The following is a 16,532-nucleotide window of genomic DNA, read 5'->3' as shown; positions in this document are numbered from 1 at the left end:
GGCTAACTTCATTCTACTAGAAAAGGACTTCCTTTTTTCGTGTTCGCTCGTTTACACAAAATATTTTACGCTCTCAAGACTACTTATTATATTGAGACATTAATTAATAAATTCCGATACTAATGGCTATGTTGAAATACTTCTATCAGCTTGCTCTACTAACTCGATAGTCTGAAATGAAATTCCTAAAACGTCATTGATTCTAACAATGGGGCAAACAATTGAATCGAACTTTCCTTAACCACCCGCCCCCATGTCAATTATCCAGTGACTGCGCAGCATAAGAGCTCGCTCTGTTGCAGCTATTGCTGCTGCAATGCCGACGGCAATATTAGCCCAAACGGACAGCTTGATGGGAGATTCAATGGTGCCTAAATTTTCAGCCACCCACGGAATTTGGGCTATCGGTTCCAATAATTGAGATAAACTTAAAACAATGGAAACTAATAGGACAAGAGTCGCCAGGAGAGCAATGAAAGAACTGATTTTCGGAAAGCGCTGATGAAGCCCCAAACGTAAACCTCTTACAGAACGTTTGTCTGGATAGACAAAAAACATTTCATCTTTATCCGTAATATAATTGATTTTATTGATCCCGCTTCCCCCACTTTTCACCTCCAAAATGCCGTTTTCCATGGGAATAGCGGCTGGAAGTGTGGAAGAGGCAATATGCTTATTCTCATAATACAAATCAACACTGGCATTTTCCGCAAAATATCTAGATTTTAAGGCGTAATTCGTTTTCTCATTTTCATCATTTATGATGTGAATATGAAACAACGAATGAGTAAAAACATGCCAGAATCGATATGGTTTAAGTATGTGCCCATCCCCTTCTGTCACTTTTTTCAGACGTCTTTTACGATTGTTAAACGTAAGCATAAGATATTTTCCTTTCTATTTAAATTTGATAAATCATTTTTTATTTTGATTAACCAATCAATTTTCAGCCGAGCTGATTTGATCATTTTCTTTATACGGGCTTCCGGGCGTCAATTCAGGACTTTTACGGCGCGTTTGATAACAGACGACAATCGTGATAAAAATAATTACAATAGAAGGAAGAAGAATGATTTTCGATCCTGTCATTCCGGCTGATCGATCGACATCGGCCAGCAAATCTGTGCGCAGGACCGTTGCTAAAACATAGGTAAGTGCGTTATTTGCTGCGTGAATCACAATCGCGTACTCCAAGCCTCCTGTACGCCAGGTCAGCAAGGCAAAAGTAACACCGAGAACCATGTAATACAGGTTGAACCATGGATCGGGTGACAGATGAATACTGGCAAACAATATGCTGGAGACAGTAATACCGGTAACTAGCGATGCACGAGGACTGCGAACCCAGCTGGAAGCAATCTGAAAGACAAGTCCACGAAAGCCGTACTCCTCGCCCGCACTTTGAAGGGGGACAATCAATACGCTCAAAGCGAAAATAACAAGCAGATCATTAACATTCCATGTCGTAGTCGTATAAGGAGCAAACCAATTAAAAATAACTAAACATACGGTCATGATGGGAAGAATAAGCAGCACTGCACGTCCAAAGACATCGGGACGAAAAATTGACCGCACCGAGTGAAGGACAGACCCTTTCATTCCGTAAAGCCATCGTTGTATAAACATGCTCCACGGAATAAGCATGGCAATCGCAAGAAAGTTGCTTGCCATATAGACAGGAGTGTAGTCATTGCCCCCTCCCGCTGGATTAACCCGCCCAAACACGCGAATGTCAATTTCACGACCAAGCAACGAGAACGCTATAACAAAAAGATACATCCCGCCGATAAGCAGCAAAAAAGCTAGAAGTCCGCGCAAGATCCGACGTTTACTGCTCACCAGCACACGATGATACGGCACCTCTGCCGGTACAGCTCGTACTCCTTGTTTAGTATGCTTCATCATCCAACCTCCTCCTATTCATAAGATTACTTAATCATCTTTAAAATGCTCGAGATCATTTTTTCACTGTAATCTTCAAGGTTTAGATCAATGTCATACTGAGGCAAGGATACGGACCCTGATATACCACCGCGAATAATTGTCGCAACAACCTGGGGGTCAAACTCACCGAATTCATTAGATTGCTGCCCCTCATGGAGAATAACTTTTAATAAATCGTGTAGCTCATTATCTGTATCCGTTTCTACCAGATAGTAGGGTATATTGTCAGGCGTGCGGGCATTAAAAACGATTTCGAGTAATGCTTTTGTGTTATCCCGATGAATAACCTGGTAGGCCAAGCTGGCTTCAATAAAAGCCGTTAATTGGTCCTGATATGTTTGTTTTTGTTCTACTTTTTCCTTAATCATAGCCTTCTCTTCCTCTACCAAAAAAGCCAGCGTATTATTCATTAAATCTTCTTTCCCAGAGAAGTGATACGAAATCAAGCCGGTGCTGATATTTGCTTTTTTTGCTATTTTGGCAAGACTGGTATTGATGTATCCTGTTTCCGTCAGCACTGCTACGGCAGCTTTTATGATTTGCTCCTTTCGTGCATCAGCAATGAGATAGTGTTTATTGGTCATTTTCGAACCACCTTTATAAATATTGATCGTATGTTTTTTATTTTGATCGGTTAATCAAATAATACTTCAACCCACATAATAATTCAAGCCAAATTTTTAATTTGATATCGATTGAGCTCCTCCTATTTCTCCTTATTCCCGCTGTGTAAATATGTCTTGAGTACACGGACAAACCTATGGAATTCTGTTTCTTTTAAGGTGTGCCCTGCCTGGTTAAACACCACCACTTGCACGTTTTTCATTTTTTGCTGGTATTCTCTTACCTCTTCTTCGGATAGTAGCGATTCTTTTCCTGTCCCCCGCAGGACAAGCACCGGGCAGGAAATCTGATGAAGAGAAGAACGAAACGAGCGCTCTCTGGCATCTCGTTCGATTCCTCGAACAACCTGCTCATCCATGAGATCGCTCCCTCTTTGGTTTCCCCATGAACTCTGCAGGTAATGGTCGGCCCATCCCGCTCCCATTTGTTTATGGACTGCGGGATATTCGGCCAGGATTAATCCCTCCAGCCTGGAAGAATTTCGCATCACATATCCCAGGGCATAGGACACGCCGCGCGAATACCCCATCAGATAAAAGCGCTGAAGGTCAAAAAATTTCACAACTGCCTCGATATCCTCCACATGGTCCTCCAGGGTATACCCTGACGACGGTGCACTGCTTTTCCCTCTTCCCCGATGGGCAAAAACAATACACCGCCTGGGCTCTAACGCCCGGATCGTATCAATATAGCTTTCCGCTGGTTCCGACAACCCCGGACTGATAAGTAAGGGGGCTGCCTCCCCATTATCCGGACAGCTGTCCAGGCAGTGTAAAACCGTATTATCGTGAGGGACCCAGTATTCTTGCATCGATAGCTCCTCCTTTTTGCTGAAGTCCAGACGAATCATCATTTTTTGCTCTAGCTCTCACCCAAACATTTCACAAAGCTCGAGCCTTCGTGAAGGTATCCATGCTTTTGATAAAACTGATGTGCCGCCTTCCGCTCATTTCGATTGCCGCTCGAGACTACTACATCATCACATCCAAGGTTGTTCGCCCAGGCCTCTGCGGCTTCGATTAAAATTGTCCCAATGCCCTGGCGCTGCTTATCTCCTCTCACTGCCATAGCTAAAATAGCTCCATATGTGCCTGTTTTTTCAAAGTAATGCATATGCCCCAAGCCAACAAACCCGAAAATTTCTTCTTTATCATTCACAGCGACAATTGCTTCGTATTGCGGCAGCTGCATTAAGTGATCCATGCGATTAACGATATCCTCTGGCGTGCTGGGGTACCCCAATACGTCAAAAAGCAACGGTAGAGAAATATAGTCCCGTTTCCTGATCATTCGGCAATGAATCATCTTAGTGACATCTCCTTGTTTACTTATAGAAGCTTGAGAAAACTATTACAGACGATAAATGTAATCACTATCTCCCGGCAATAATACTTGTTGCTGATGGAGAGGCAGCCAAAAGAAAGAAACGTCTAGCCTTCTTCCACTCCTCCCCCGGTCGGTTGATCGATCCAGTGGTTTAACGGAATATTCCTTAGCTGAATGCCTCCTACATTTCTTCGGGTGCCTGAACACCAAGAATACGCAGCCCTTCCTGTAAAACAATCGCCACTGCATGTACCAGGGCCAGTCTGGCTGGTAGTTCCTCGTCCTCCGTCCGTATGCGGACCTGGCTGTAGTATTTGTTAAAGCTCTGGCTTAAGTGAATCAAATACTTGGAGATGACCGAAGGTTCACTTTGGTGATAGCTTCTTTCAATAACCGACGGAAAAGCTGCCAGCGTTTTGATGACATTCCAGCTCGGAGCATCCGCTAGCCCCTGCTTCACCGACGACGGGTGATAACCGGCCTTCCTTAAGATCGAACAGGCTCTCGCATGCGTATACTGTACATACGGCCCTGTCGTTCCTTCAAACCGCAGCATATCCTCCAGCTGAAATTCGATATTATTTTGCCGTTCGTGCTTTAAATCATGAAAAATAATCGCCCCTACACCGACCATACGAGCGGTTTCTTCCTTCTGCCCAAGCTCCGGGTTTTTGTCCTCAATGCTTCGCTGAGCCAGATCAATAGCCTCCTGAATCACTTCATCCAGTAAAATCACTTTTCCTTTTCTCGTCGACATTTTCTTTCCGTTTTGCAGTATAAAGCCAAACGGGATATGGACCATCCCCTTCGCCCAGTCGTAGCCCATTTTTTCCAGCACCAGAAACAGCTGTTGAAAATGCAGACGCTGCTCGTCTCCGACAATGTAGTACGATTGATCAAACCCGTACTGCTGATGCCGATAAATTGCTGCAGCCAGATCCCGCGTGGCGTACAATGTAGCCCCGTCGGATTTTCGAATCAGGCACGGTGGCAGCTGATGATCGCTCAAATCGACAACCTCTGCTCCTTCAGATGTTTCCAGCAGCCCCTTTTCTTGAATCAGCTGCGCCACGCCCTCCATCTGATCGTTATAAAAGGCTTCGCCCTGATACGTATCAAATTGAATACCCAACTGATCGTAAATCTTCGAAAATTCCTGCAGGGATTCGTACCGAAACCACCGCCAGAGACGGGCTGCTTCTTCGTCCCCCTGCTCCAACTTTCGGAACCATTGCCGTGCTTCCTCTTCCAGATGCGGCTCGTCCTCCGCTTTTTTATGAAACAGCACATACAAGTCCAGCAGCTCTTTAATCGTATTCCGCTGTACCTGCTCCTCCGATCCCCAGCGTGAATAGGCTACGATTAATTTTCCGAACTGGGTTCCCCAGTCACCTACATGGTTAATTTTAACCGGAGTGTAGCCGCACTTTTCTACAATGTTCGCCATAGCGTTACCGATTACTGTTGACCGTAAATGCCCCATGGAAAACGGCTTTGCGATATTGGGTGACGAAAAATCCAGCGTAATCGTTTTTCCTTCGCCCCATGTCTGCGTCCCGTAATGGCTTTTTTCTTGTTGAATACGCTGAAGAAGCTGCCCGCTGACGGCTGCTTTGTCTAAAAACCCATTCACATACGGTCCATCGGCCACCACTTTTTCAAACAATGGGCTGTGGATGCTGTCGGCGAGCCAGGCAGCGATTTCCTTCGGGCTGGTTCGGAAATGCCTGGCCAGCACAAAGCAGGGAAAGGCCAGGTCTCCCTGTCCGTCACGTTTTGGGTGTTCAATTAACGCCTGGATTTCCTCCATCTTCAGTACGTGCTGAATGTGCGGTAAAATAGCTTCGGCATACTGCTTTTCATATTCCATCATCTGCTTTTCCTCCTAAATAAGGCATAAAAAAATCCCGCCTCTGATTAGAGACGAGATATGACCCGCGGTACCACTCCGATTGTTCCGAAGAACCTTCTTGTCCATTGATAACGAAATGACCCGACGGTTCCTACTTGCTTTCAGACCGTTCCTCCGAAGTGCGCTTCATCATGCGCTGTCTCCCAGGCTTCCACCGTCCCTGAGTCGCTGCAGACAGGCCGCATCATTACTCTCTTCTTTCCCGGATATGATTTATTAATGATGAAGTATATACGTGAAGGATGGAAAAATCAACCTTAAAATCACAAATATGGCTTTCGAGACTGTGATTTTTCCATAAATTGTGATATTTTAATAGCAACCATATTAAAAGTATACAAAATTTCTATCAAATATAGCATGCTCACGAAAGGACGAAAGCTCATGTAGGCAGCTCATCTTTCCCATATAAAACTAAATACTAGTGGGTGATGTGATGAGCCATAAGCGTTCGTTCTTTTTGTTGTTGAGTAATCAGTCTATCGCCAGTGCCGGCGATATTTTTTACCTTGTAAGTATCATTAGTGTCGTTTACGAGCGTACTTCTTCCGTGTTTCTCGTTTCTCTTATCCCTTTTATCAATACATTTTCCCGGTTTCTTGGCGGGCTGTTCGCTCCCTGGATACTGGAAAAAGGGGACCTGAGAACGATTTTAGCTGCAGCCTCGACAGGCAAAGGGCTGCTGTTGATGATCCTGCCCATGCTTCTACTGGCAGACGTCGGGTCTTCATTCTTAAGGTGGGCGCTGACGGTTGTAGGCCTAATTGCCGTACTGGACAGCTGGATCACGCCAGCCCGGAATGCTTCTCTTCCCAGAATCGTCCCCCGGCATTCGCTGGTTCGGGCAAACAGCCTGATGGCCATGTCGGATCAATCGATTCAATTGGCCGGATGGCCTGTCGGCGCTCTGTTCATCGTACTGTTTCCACCAGGCGCGGTGCTTATGGGCACCTCCCTTACCTTTATGATGATTTCTTTTCTGCTTCTGGGTGTTCGTATTGAGGATAGCGATGCTTCTTTTCAAGCCCCGGCGGTACCATCAATGGCAGCAACCCTTCAATCGGGATGGAGGTATGTTTGGAAGCATCGTCCGCTGCGCACCATGTTTATCGTCGATGGCATCACTTCTTTAACAGGTGCCATCTGGATCGCCGCTTTATTGTATGTTTATGTTGCCGAGGTGCTACAGGAAAATGAACCGTGGTGGGGATACATCAATGCTTCGTTTTTCGCCGGACTGATAATTGGGGGCATGCTCTGCTTCCGGTTTGAAAAAGCTCTTCAGGCAAACGGGCGGTATTTTTTAATCGGCGCCTCCTTTTGTGTTGCAATCTTCACCTTTTGGTTCGCGTTTCCAGCTTTCAGCGTTTTCGCCCTGCTCATTTCCCTTTTGATCGGTATTCCGACGCAGGTTCAGGAGGTTACGCAGATTTCTCTGATTCAATCCCATACGGAGGAAAAACAGCTGGCAAAGGTATTTTCCGCCAGAGACGTAATTTTGACCAGTTTTTTTGGTTTCTCTTCGCTGCTGGTTGGTGGCTTGGCGGAAGTAGCGGGAGTGCGCAGCGTATTTGTCATCGCTTCGCTCCTTTTGACTATCAGCGGGCTGATATATGTACGGCACCGAAATGTATTGTCGACGTCTGCCGAAGAGGAAGAACTCTTTATTTAAAATAAACAGCGGCGCTTTCTGTATTTAGAGGGCGCTGCTGTTTGTATTGAAGCAAATAAATTTTTCATATTGTATATTAGAAAGGAGAATTTTAATGAATGCAGTTGACGTGATTGTTTATGCGGTTTGCTTTCTATTAATCATAAGCGCCGGCATTATTATGTTCAAAGAGTACAGAAAATCGAAAAAGGTAAGCCGACAGCCAAAGTTCACTATATCAATATGCTTTTTACTAGTAGCTTCTTTAGTTCAGCTGATTTATGGAATTACCACTAATTTCTAAGAGTACAATCCCGAACGTGCACTAAGTGAATTCAAATATTATTAAAAATTAATGACAGAATAGTTTAATAGCGTCCCAAAAGGTCCAGGTCCGTTTTCAAACACCCCAAAAATAATTTAAAACCTTTTGAAACGTATTGGTACTTTTTCAGGTTGGTATATAGAATGACTAAAAAGGTCTACTTTTTTTAACACTTTTTTTCAAACGAAAACAGCATGAGCAAATCATCGACAAATTGTACATTTAATTGTACAATATAAAAAAGGAGCTGATAACGATGACTGTCATGAATTACTCCAATGCGCGAAAGAACTTTAAGGGATTGATTGATAAAGTCAACGATGACCAGGAATCCGTCACCATCACAACCAAAGAACGAAATGCGGTGCTCATCTCAGAAGACGAATACAATCAATACCTTGAAACCATCTATCTCTTGAACAACCCGAGCAACGCCAAGCATCTATCGGAATCCATCAATCAATTGAACCAGGAAGAAACCACGACCGTCGATATCGATGAGTAAGTTGAACGTCTTATTCACTCACAATGCGTTTCAGGATTATCAGTATTGGCAAACCAAGGACAAAAAAACGCTCAAACGCATTAATCAATTGATTAAAAGCATTGAACGAGACGGGGCGTTAGATGGCATTGGGAAACCAGAGAAATTAAAAGGCAATTTAGCTGGTTTTTACAGTCGTCGCATCGATATCGAACATCGATTGGTGTATACCGTCGATGAACAGCAAATTAGCATTATTGCCTGCCGATATCATTATTAGATGAAGTTTGTCGAGAAATATCCTTATAATTTAGCGAACAAAAAGGCTTGCTGGTCCCTTCCAGGAAGCTTTTTTGCATGTCGAGGAATTGTATCAAAAAGCGTACTTTTTGAGAGGGTGGTAAAATACTCTATTATTTGCCCTGCTATTGTAAAAGCTATTTCTTATTATTTATCATTATGGTACCTGAAATTTTCTAATCAAAGAACACTAATCGACTTTGTTTTCTATCCAAACCTACTAAACCAAATTCTACCTTTTATAATGCTCTCCTCTATAATCACTGACGATCTTCCCGTTTTGAAAAGACACCTTCCTCTTGCAAGATGAGACGGATATCCGAGCGAATCTCTACTTCCTCCGCCACGAGCGTCTGTTCAAACAGCTGTTTGTTTGTGTCAAAAAATGACTGCAGCGTCATCGAAGCATCAAATGTAAACAACATTCATCCCCCCTGCTCGATGTAACGTTTAACGATTTTCTTCCGTAATTGACCATTGGATTATAGGAAATAAGGATCCGAATCTGTAGGAGCTTGTTTATATGTTCAGCACGCCTTTGTTCCCGGCGAACGCTACGGATCCTGATTTGTTCCTTAGAAGGTAAAAAACCACAGTTCTCCCCTAAAGAAGTTCTGTGTTGGGACATCGGCTAGCCGTGCTTTTATGTTTTTAAGAATGATCCGGAACCACCTCCGAAGCATGATTTTCTTTATTTTAAGATGTATTAGGAGATAATAAATGGGTTGAAGTTGGTATTAGTGTCCAACTTCAACCCATTGGTCGTTTTATAAAATGTTCATCAAAATGAATCCACCAATACCCACCAGGATCCCGTACAGGAGTGCCGGTCCCAAGGTTTTTCGGATAACGTTTCCTTCCTCTCCCTGCATGCCCACCACTGCACTTGCAGCAACCACGTTATGCACACAAATCATATTTCCCGCGCCGGCTCCCACTAGCTGGGCAGCAAGCACCACGTGGACATTCGCGCCCGTGGCCTCTGCGATATTGTACTGAATTGGGGAGAACGTAAGCGTGGAAACGGTAGCGCTTCCGGTGATAAAAGACCCCAGCTCCCCGAGAAACGGAGCAGCAAAGATCCACATCGGGCCGAAGGCGGCTGCCATCCCCTGCGCGATGTACTCCGGCATACTCATCAAATCGCTCGCATTCATCCCGGAATTACTGAACACATGAACCATGGCAAGCGTGGCTGCCAGGGTCACAGCGGTAATTTTAATCGTAGCCAACGACTGTGTGGCCGCCCGACCAAAGTGGCCCAGCGATTTTCGCTGAACGGCGACGGCCAAGATGGCCGCGACCGTGAGGACGGTGCCGGGAGAATAAAGTAGCTCCCACTCCGACGTGACCCCTTCCACCCCCAAAATATTCGTCCAGGTTAAATCGATGGCGGTCTGGGTGAATTCCTGAAACCAAGGAACAATACGGGTGAGAAGCAATAAGAGAACCACTATGATATACGGAAACCACGCCCGGATTAATCCCATCTCGGATCGCTCGTGACTCACCTCGAAATTCTCTTGCATAGCATCGGTCCATGTAGACGTCGGCAGCAACCAACCTTTTTTAGCGGTCACTGCGGCCACCACGAGGCCCGTTAACGAACCAAGAATTGCTACAAATTCCGGGCCAAACAAATAGGCGTATACTAGTGCGGATCCGTTATAGGTGATCCCAATAAGCAGGGTCCAAGGTAGCATTACCATAGCGTCCTTGATACCTTTCCCTTTACCGAAAAACAACGTCAAAACGAGCATCAGGATAAAAGGAATAAACGTGCCCGCGAATAAATCAATGAGGGTGACCGTAAAACCGACATCCTGATAAAAGGCAGCATCCGCTTCGGGTAACGTGCTTAAGCCGACCAACACGGGCGTTCCTACCGCTCCGAAGGCAACGGCAGTGCTGTCAGCAATGAGAGCTGTCGCCACCGCCGCCAGGGGCTTAAAACCTAGCGCGAGCATTAACGGCGCCGTCACCATCGCCGGGGTGCCAAACCCTGCTGCTCCTTCAATTAACGACCCGAACAAAAAGGCGACAAAGATCACCTGGACCCTCATATCCTGAGAAATACTTTGGAATCCCTGATTAATGCGATTCACCGCCCCCGTGTTCCGGAGAGTATTCAAAAGAACCAGAGCTCCAAACAAAATGAATAAAATAGTCAACGTTTTATGTACGCCCTGGAGGATCGACGAAGCAATCACTTGGCTTTCCATCCCCCACACGGTGATCGCTAATAGAATGACAATAACGGCACTAATGGACATCCCTTTAATTGCTGGCATTCGCAGCAGGACCAATAGCAAAAATGGAACAATTACGGCGCTTAAGGCCACGATCATTAACATTTGATTCCCTCCTCTTGATATCATGATGTTTTCGCTATTACCGCTCCCAAGGATGAGGCAATATGGTCATCTGATGACCATATTCCATATCGTAACCGCTTACATTCATAATTGCAATATATTTTATGACCAAAAGATGCTTTTTTATGGTTCTCTGTTCAAAAAACAGCTTAATAATTGAAAGCGGTTTCTACTAATGATACAATGAATGCATGCTTCTCATCTGATGACCATATCTATAGAAAATAAAATAGGTAGCTTTTTTTGCTTTGCTTAAGGTGACGGAGTGCGTCCAACGCTGACATACCAATGATCAAGAGCATAGGATGATCTCATCCCAGTATTCACGAGAGGAGAAGCTATTAGTGCCTATCGAACGGATTGAAACGAAAAAAATCGCTGAAGTGGTTCGAGAAAAAATTGAAGACATGATCAAACGTGGAGAAATACAACCCGGGGATAAACTGGATTCTGTTGTTGCGCTTTCGGAACAGTTCGATGTCAGCCGTTCCGCCGTTCGGGAAGCGTTAAGTGCGTTACGAGCCGTCGGCATTATCACGATTCGCCAGGGAGAAGGCACTTTTGTGAACCAGTACGATGCTTCCACCATCACGGAAATGATGAACAGTCCTTCCCTTCTTTCGACGCAAACCATGAAGGAGCTATTTGAAGTCCGTCATGTGCTGGAGAAAGGAGCTGCCGAACTGGCTGCGCTTCGACGGACAGATAGTCATCTGGAACAGATGCGTGTCGCGCTGGAACAAATGACGCAGGCGTCCAACGGTTCGGGGGATCTCGGCGAACAGGGCGATGTTCGTTTCCACCTAGCCATTGCTGAAGCCTCCGGAAATCACCTCCTCCAACAAATGATGAGTCGACTTTCTGACACCTTGCAAAAAACCATGTATGAAACCAGAAAGGTATGGCTATTTTTCGAACAACGCTCCTTTCAACACCTGATTGACGAACATCAACAAATCCTTCATGCCATCGAAGACCACCAGGCCCAAGCAGCTATCGAAGCCATGAGCAGACACCTCATCAATGTGGAAGATGTGCTGTCTAAAGGAACGAAACACCGAAACGAGTAGATGATCTACCATAAGCTTCTCCCTTCATTGCTTGGGCTCAGCGGAAAGCCAATCACAGCCATCAAGAGATAGGATTGGCTCGACAATTGATAACCCAACAAATACGTTCATTCTCAGCATCACAAACACATGCAAGCTTTATTTTCTGTATAAACTCAACTTGTGGCATTATCCAAAGGAGGAAAACGATGCGTAATCATGACACAACGACCGACGTCATTCTGATCGGCGCCGGCATCGTGAGCGCCACCCTTGCGACACTGTTAAATAAGTTAGCGCCCGAATGGCACATTACTCTGTTCGAAAAGCTCGATTCCGCCGGACAGGAGAGCTCGAATGAATGGAACAACGCCGGGACCGGCCACGCAGCTCTCTGTGAGCTGAACTATACCCCCGAGCAGCCGGACGGCTCTCTGAAGACCAGCCGGGCGGTTGAAATTAATGAACAGTTTCAGATTTCAAGACAGCTCTGGGCGCATCTGGTGGATCAGGGCGACCTTAAAAACCCGGAAGAATTTATCCGTCCCCTGCCCCACATCAGCTTTGTGTACGGACAGGATCACGTAAATTTTCTGAAGAAACGGTTCGAGGCCCTCGACGGCCATCCCCAGTTTCAGGGAATGGAGTTTTCCGACGATCCCGAACAAATCAGGCAGTGGATTCCGTTAATGATGGAGGGGCGTGACTCCGGCGAGCCGATCGCGGCCACGAAGGTCGATCACGGCACCGATATCAATTTCGGGGAACTCACCCGCCAGATGCTTGCCAACCTGGAGAAGCAGCATAACGTCGAGATCCGCTACAATCATTCCGTCGACGATATTGCCCAGCGACCAGACGGCACGTGGGAAGTAAAGGTCCGAAACCATCAACAGGAAACGCTCGAAGAACATACGGCGTCCTTCGCCTTCATCGGCGCCGGCGGCGGGGCCCTGCCGCTGCTGCAAAAAACCGGGATTCCCGAAAGCAGGCGTATCGGCGGCTTCCCGATCAGCGGCGAATTCCTCGTCTGCGACAATCCGGAGGTCGTCCGCCAGCACGATTCCAAGGTGTACGGCAAAGAACCGGCAGGCACTCCGCCGATGACGGTTCCGCACCTGGACCGTCGCCATATCGAAGGAAAGGATACGCTCCTGTACGGTCCGTTCGCCGGATTTACGCCCAAGTTCCTGAAGCAGGGATCGCCGATGGACTTGTTCGGCTCGGTCAAACCGACAAACGTGCTGACGATGCTCGCAGCCGGCGCGAAAAATACGCCGCTGCTCAAGTACCTGGCCCAGCAGCTGAGCATGTCCAAGGAACACCGGATGGAGGAGCTGTGCAATTTCGTCCCAAATGCGTCGAGTGAGGACTGGGAGCTTCTCGTCGCCGGCCAGCGCGTTCAGTTGATTGAGGATACCGAGGAAGGCGGCCGGGGCGCCCTGCAATTCGGCACCAAGCTGATTCATGCCGAAGACCGCACGATGGCGGCTCTTCTCGGTGAATCGCCGGGCGCTTCCGTATCTGTGTCGATTATGCTTGAAGTGCTGAACAAATGCTTCCCCGAGCACCTGGAGGCGTGGGAGCCGAAGCTGAAGGAAATCATTCCGTCCTACGGCAAGTCCCTTGAGGATAACCCTGAGCTGCTTGATATGGTGCACGACTCCACCTCGCGCACCCTGAAGTTAACGGCTCTTAAAGCATAAAAAAGACCATCAATAGAATCACGACAGAAAGGAAGCATCAGGCGCCAGTTGGCACGCTGATGCTTCCTTAACATAATCGCGATTATAAGCAGTTACTCATTTATAAATTATATTCCACAAGAATTAGAATATTTCCTTGAATTTTTACAAATTGATTTTAAGTATATAAAGATGAACGACAAGGTATTATTGCATCAATGATATATTGTTTCTAGCATTGAAAAGGGGCTGTCCCAAAAATAGGACAGCCCCTTTTCTGTGTGCAAATAAAGAAAGAAATCATCCTTCGATGATATGGTTAAGTCACCACAACCGCCATACGAAAAGGATGATTTCTTATGTTTACTAATGATAACACACAGCGTTTCCCGATACTAACGAGCCTGGAACCCATGATCCCCGATGGGGATCTGGTGCGGATCGTCAACGACACCATTGATCGGCTGTCCGAGTCGTTTTGGGGCCCCCAAGCTTCTTCGGCGGGACGGCCGGCCTATCCGCCTCAAACCATGACCAAAATTGTCATCTATGCCTATGCCCGGGCGTGGTATTCGGCCCGGGCGATCGAACAGGCCCTGCAGGAAAACCTCCGTATGGCGTGGTTGGCCGGGGGGCGAACGCCCAACTTCCGCACCATTAACCGGTTTCGCTCCGAACAGATGCAGGAACACATTGCCCCGCTGTTTCACCATGTGGTCCAGGAACTGCTCGATGAGCAGTTGATCACCGGAGAGCATTATTTTCTGGACGGCACCAAAATCGAGGCGGATGCCAGCCGGTATACGTTTGTGTGGCGCAAGTCCACAGTCCGGTACGAACAGCGTCTTCAGGAGCAGCTGGCCGCGCTTTGGCAGGAAGTAATCCCGTTTCTTTCCCTGCCCGACGGGCAGGAACGGATCGACGCCGACACGCTTCGGGCGGTGGCGGTCCAGATGGCCGGGCGTCAGCAGGAGGCCGAGCAGCGTCAGGCCGACGCGGCGTCTCCCGGCGAACGCCGGGAAGCCAAAACCGAGATGAAGTGGTGGCGGAAGCGTCATCGCCGGATCGAGCGGGATTATCTGCCCCGCCTGGTCAAATACGAGCGGTACCTGGCAACCTTCGACGGGCGGAACAGCTTTTCGAAAACCGATCCGGATGCCACCTTTATGCGGATGAAAGACGACCACATGGGCAACGGCCAGCTAAAACCGGGCTACAATATCCAGATGGGCACGGAAAACCAGTACATTGTGGGCTATACAGTGCACCCCAATCCCACGGACACCCGGTGTTTGCGTCCGCATCTGACGATGCTGGACGAGCGGTCCCTGCCGTTTCCGGGCCAAATCATTGCCGATGCCGGGTATGGCAGTGAACCCAACTACCTGACCCTGATCGAGGAAGGCCTTCCGTTTTTGATTCCGTACCCCCGCATGCGCCAGGAGCAGACCCGGGCCTTTCAGCAGGCCATCCATCCGGTGCAGAACTGGACCTATGACGAAAAGGACGACCTGTACTGGTGCCCGAACCACCGAAAAGTGCGGTTTCAAGCCTATGAGCGGCGCACCGACCGCTATGGCTACCAGCGGGATCTCAAACGGTATGAAAGCGAAGACTGCAGCGACTGTCCGTTGAAACCCCAGTGCACCAGCGCGGAGGGCAACCGGCAGGTCCGCATCAACCCGGTATATGAAGAGGGCAAGGCGATCGCCCGCCGGGCGTTAACGAGTGACGAGGGAGCGTCCACCTATGCCCGTCGCAAGATCGAAGCCGAAAGCGTGTTTGGGCACTTGAAAGCGAACCGCCGCTTTCGCCGGTTTGCCCTGCGGGGCACCGCCAAGGTGACCACGGAATTTGGGTTGTTGGCCGTCGCCCATAATCTGCGAAAAAAAGCGGAAACCATAAAAAAAGAAGCCGGAGAAAAGTCTCCAGCTTCCGCCTAAAAGAGCGCTCATTCGATTTTTGGGACAGCCCCCTGCTTTTTATACTGCTGTAAAGCTATTATCAATCGGAATGACGGCTCCATTAATCTAATTTGCTTTGTCTCCTAAAAGGAATATCATTGTTGGCTCTCATCATAAAAGTGCCGTGATCATTTTCAACATCACTACCACGGTGGCGCAGCCGTTCCTCGAAATATCTGTTCAAATCCATCATCTTAACATTATATAGATAATGAATTTTTTTCATTTACTTGAAGGTGACCTTTGGCCAGTTGCACACGTACGTCTGCTTTTTCTGCCACAGAAGGATCATGGGTCACTAAAATCACACATTTTCGTTCTTTAAATGCCAAATACTTAAAGATATTAATAATCTCTTCAGCGGTTTTTTCGTCAAGATTTCCCGTCGGCTCATCTGCAATAATCACTTCTGTTTCGCATGACAGTGCTCGCGCTATTGCCGTTCGCTGCTGTTGTCCTCCACTTAACGTGAGTACCTTCTGCAATGCCTGGTCCCTGCTCAACCCTACGCGTTCGAGTTGTTCCAAGGCCAACGCCCGGCGCTCTTTACGTGGCCGGTTTCCTGTAATGTCCATCGCTGTGCGGACATTCTGAAGCGCAGTCATATATGGCAGCAGATTGTATCCTTGAAAAACCATCGATACATACTGGCTTCGAAACTTCTGCAGACCAATTTGCTGAATATTTATTTCTTCCCACTGTACTTCCCCCTGCTTCGGCACATCGAGACCACTTAATATGGACAGCAATGTGGTTTTCCCGGCACCTGAGGGACCAGTAATGGCGTAAAAACGCCCCCGTTCGAAACCAACCGTTATGTCCGATAACACCTTGTTCTCTTCATTTTCATTGTACCAGTATCCCACATGCTCTAGATTGATAATTTTTTCCAT

General features: G+C 47.2%; 16 protein-coding genes and 1 other annotated feature. Of the genes, 7 read left to right on the top strand and 9 right to left on the bottom strand.

Annotated features, from left to right (window positions below; genetic code table 11):
• Positions 1-237 precede the first annotated feature (237 nt).
• The 6 genes from Q0757_RS15810 to argS all read right to left on the bottom strand — a co-directional run bounded on the left by Q0757_RS15810 (position 238) and on the right by argS (position 5,764).
• Positions 238-882, bottom strand: coding sequence for a hypothetical protein (locus Q0757_RS15810; RefSeq protein WP_298789067.1), 645 nt, complete (start codon positions 880-882; stop codon positions 238-240).
• A 57-nt stretch (positions 883-939) separates the two neighbouring features.
• Positions 940-1,905, bottom strand: a complete 966-nt coding sequence (locus Q0757_RS15805; RefSeq protein WP_298789064.1) for a CPBP family intramembrane glutamic endopeptidase — start codon at positions 1,903-1,905, stop codon at positions 940-942.
• A gap of 23 nt (positions 1,906-1,928) precedes the next feature.
• The gene (locus Q0757_RS15800; protein ID WP_298789061.1) at positions 1,929-2,528 is read right to left on the bottom strand and encodes a TetR/AcrR family transcriptional regulator; all 600 of its coding nucleotides are present in this window, start codon (positions 2,526-2,528) and stop codon (positions 1,929-1,931) included.
• Positions 2,529-2,650: 122 nt separating this feature from the next.
• Entirely contained in the window at positions 2,651-3,379 is a 729-nt protein-coding gene (locus tag Q0757_RS15795; RefSeq protein WP_298789058.1) for an alpha/beta fold hydrolase, read from the bottom strand.
• 50 nt (positions 3,380-3,429) lie between these two features.
• A complete protein-coding gene (locus tag Q0757_RS15790) occupies positions 3,430-3,873 on the bottom strand; it encodes a GNAT family N-acetyltransferase (protein ID WP_298789057.1) in 444 nt (147 codons plus the stop codon).
• 202 nt (positions 3,874-4,075) lie between these two features.
• Positions 4,076-5,764: an arginine--tRNA ligase gene (argS, locus tag Q0757_RS15785; protein WP_298789080.1), complete on the bottom strand. Its 1,689-nt coding sequence runs from the start codon at positions 5,762-5,764 to the stop codon at positions 4,076-4,078.
• A gap of 46 nt (positions 5,765-5,810) precedes the next feature.
• Positions 5,811-6,018 (bottom strand) — a binding site (T-box leader).
• Positions 6,019-6,272: 254 nt separating this feature from the next.
• Between argS and Q0757_RS15780 the strand changes: the two genes are divergently transcribed.
• The 4 genes from Q0757_RS15780 (at position 6,273) to Q0757_RS15765 (ending at position 8,546) form a co-directional block, all read left to right on the top strand.
• Entirely contained in the window at positions 6,273-7,478 is a 1,206-nt protein-coding gene (locus Q0757_RS15780; RefSeq protein ID WP_298789055.1) for an MFS transporter, read from the top strand.
• A gap of 94 nt (positions 7,479-7,572) precedes the next feature.
• Positions 7,573-7,761 (top strand): hypothetical protein, encoded by a 189-nt coding sequence (locus Q0757_RS15775; protein ID WP_298789053.1) that lies wholly within the window; start codon positions 7,573-7,575, stop codon positions 7,759-7,761.
• Positions 7,762-8,038: 277 nt separating this feature from the next.
• Positions 8,039-8,287: a type II toxin-antitoxin system Phd/YefM family antitoxin gene (locus Q0757_RS15770; protein ID WP_298789050.1), complete on the top strand. Its 249-nt coding sequence runs from the start codon at positions 8,039-8,041 to the stop codon at positions 8,285-8,287.
• Entirely contained in the window at positions 8,280-8,546 is a 267-nt protein-coding gene (locus Q0757_RS15765; RefSeq protein ID WP_298789048.1) for a Txe/YoeB family addiction module toxin, read from the top strand. The genes Q0757_RS15770 and Q0757_RS15765 overlap by 8 nt, the downstream gene beginning before the upstream one ends.
• 280 nt (positions 8,547-8,826) lie before the next feature.
• Here Q0757_RS15765 and Q0757_RS15760 read toward each other — a convergent pair whose 3' ends face one another.
• Together Q0757_RS15760 and Q0757_RS15755 are read right to left on the bottom strand one after the other, a co-directional pair.
• On the bottom strand, positions 8,827-8,988 hold the full coding sequence (locus Q0757_RS15760; protein WP_298789045.1) for a hypothetical protein: 162 nt from the start codon (positions 8,986-8,988) through the stop codon (positions 8,827-8,829).
• Positions 8,989-9,333: 345 nt separating this feature from the next.
• Positions 9,334-10,920 (bottom strand): L-lactate permease, encoded by a 1,587-nt coding sequence (locus tag Q0757_RS15755; protein WP_298789043.1) that lies wholly within the window; start codon positions 10,918-10,920, stop codon positions 9,334-9,336.
• A gap of 365 nt (positions 10,921-11,285) precedes the next feature.
• Here Q0757_RS15755 and Q0757_RS15750 point away from each other — a divergent pair, with 365 nt between their 5' ends.
• The 3 genes from Q0757_RS15750 to Q0757_RS15740 all read left to right on the top strand — a co-directional run bounded on the left by Q0757_RS15750 (position 11,286) and on the right by Q0757_RS15740 (position 15,618).
• Positions 11,286-12,011 (top strand): FadR/GntR family transcriptional regulator, encoded by a 726-nt coding sequence (locus Q0757_RS15750; protein ID WP_298789041.1) that lies wholly within the window; start codon positions 11,286-11,288, stop codon positions 12,009-12,011.
• Positions 12,012-12,181: 170 nt separating this feature from the next.
• A complete protein-coding gene (gene mqo, locus Q0757_RS15745; RefSeq protein WP_298789078.1) occupies positions 12,182-13,696 on the top strand; it encodes a malate dehydrogenase (quinone) in 1,515 nt (504 codons plus the stop codon).
• Positions 13,697-14,034: 338 nt separating this feature from the next.
• Positions 14,035-15,618 (top strand): IS1182 family transposase, encoded by a 1,584-nt coding sequence (locus tag Q0757_RS15740; RefSeq protein WP_298789039.1) that lies wholly within the window; start codon positions 14,035-14,037, stop codon positions 15,616-15,618.
• Between the two features lie 221 nt (positions 15,619-15,839).
• Here Q0757_RS15740 and Q0757_RS15735 read toward each other — a convergent pair whose 3' ends face one another.
• Positions 15,840-16,532, bottom strand: coding sequence for an ABC transporter ATP-binding protein (locus Q0757_RS15735; protein WP_298789037.1), 693 nt, complete (start codon positions 16,530-16,532; stop codon positions 15,840-15,842).

It is taken from the genome of uncultured Marinococcus sp. (genome assembly GCF_947493875.1).
Classification (GTDB): Bacteria; Bacillota; Bacilli; order Bacillales; family Marinococcaceae; genus Marinococcus.
The sequence above is the reverse complement of the archived record's forward strand: the minus strand, read 5'-3'. Positions and strand labels throughout refer to the sequence as shown.

Excerpts from the sequence above, each read along its gene's own strand:
- Q0757_RS15810 (WP_298789067.1), bottom strand. The coding sequence starts at position 882 with ATGCTTACGTTTAACAATCGTAAAAGACGTCTGAAAAAAGTGACAGAA.
- Q0757_RS15805 (WP_298789064.1), bottom strand. The coding sequence starts at position 1,905 with ATGATGAAGCATACTAAACAAGGAGTACGAGCTGTACCGGCAGAGGTG.
- Q0757_RS15800 (WP_298789061.1), bottom strand. The coding sequence starts at position 2,528 with ATGACCAATAAACACTATCTCATTGCTGATGCACGAAAGGAGCAAATC.
- Q0757_RS15795 (WP_298789058.1), bottom strand. The coding sequence starts at position 3,379 with ATGCAAGAATACTGGGTCCCTCACGATAATACGGTTTTACACTGCCTG.
- Q0757_RS15790 (WP_298789057.1), bottom strand. The coding sequence starts at position 3,873 with ATGATTCATTGCCGAATGATCAGGAAACGGGACTATATTTCTCTACCG.
- argS (WP_298789080.1), bottom strand. The coding sequence starts at position 5,764 with ATGGAATATGAAAAGCAGTATGCCGAAGCTATTTTACCGCACATTCAG.
- Q0757_RS15775 (WP_298789053.1), top strand. The coding sequence starts at position 7,573 with ATGAATGCAGTTGACGTGATTGTTTATGCGGTTTGCTTTCTATTAATC.
- Q0757_RS15770 (WP_298789050.1), top strand. The coding sequence starts at position 8,039 with ATGACTGTCATGAATTACTCCAATGCGCGAAAGAACTTTAAGGGATTG.
- Q0757_RS15765 (WP_298789048.1), top strand. The coding sequence starts at position 8,280 with ATGAGTAAGTTGAACGTCTTATTCACTCACAATGCGTTTCAGGATTAT.
- Q0757_RS15755 (WP_298789043.1), bottom strand. The coding sequence starts at position 10,920 with ATGTTAATGATCGTGGCCTTAAGCGCCGTAATTGTTCCATTTTTGCTA.
- Q0757_RS15740 (WP_298789039.1), top strand. The coding sequence starts at position 14,035 with ATGTTTACTAATGATAACACACAGCGTTTCCCGATACTAACGAGCCTG.
- Q0757_RS15735 (WP_298789037.1), bottom strand. The coding sequence starts at position 16,532 with ATGGAAAAAATTATCAATCTAGAGCATGTGGGATACTGGTACAATGAA.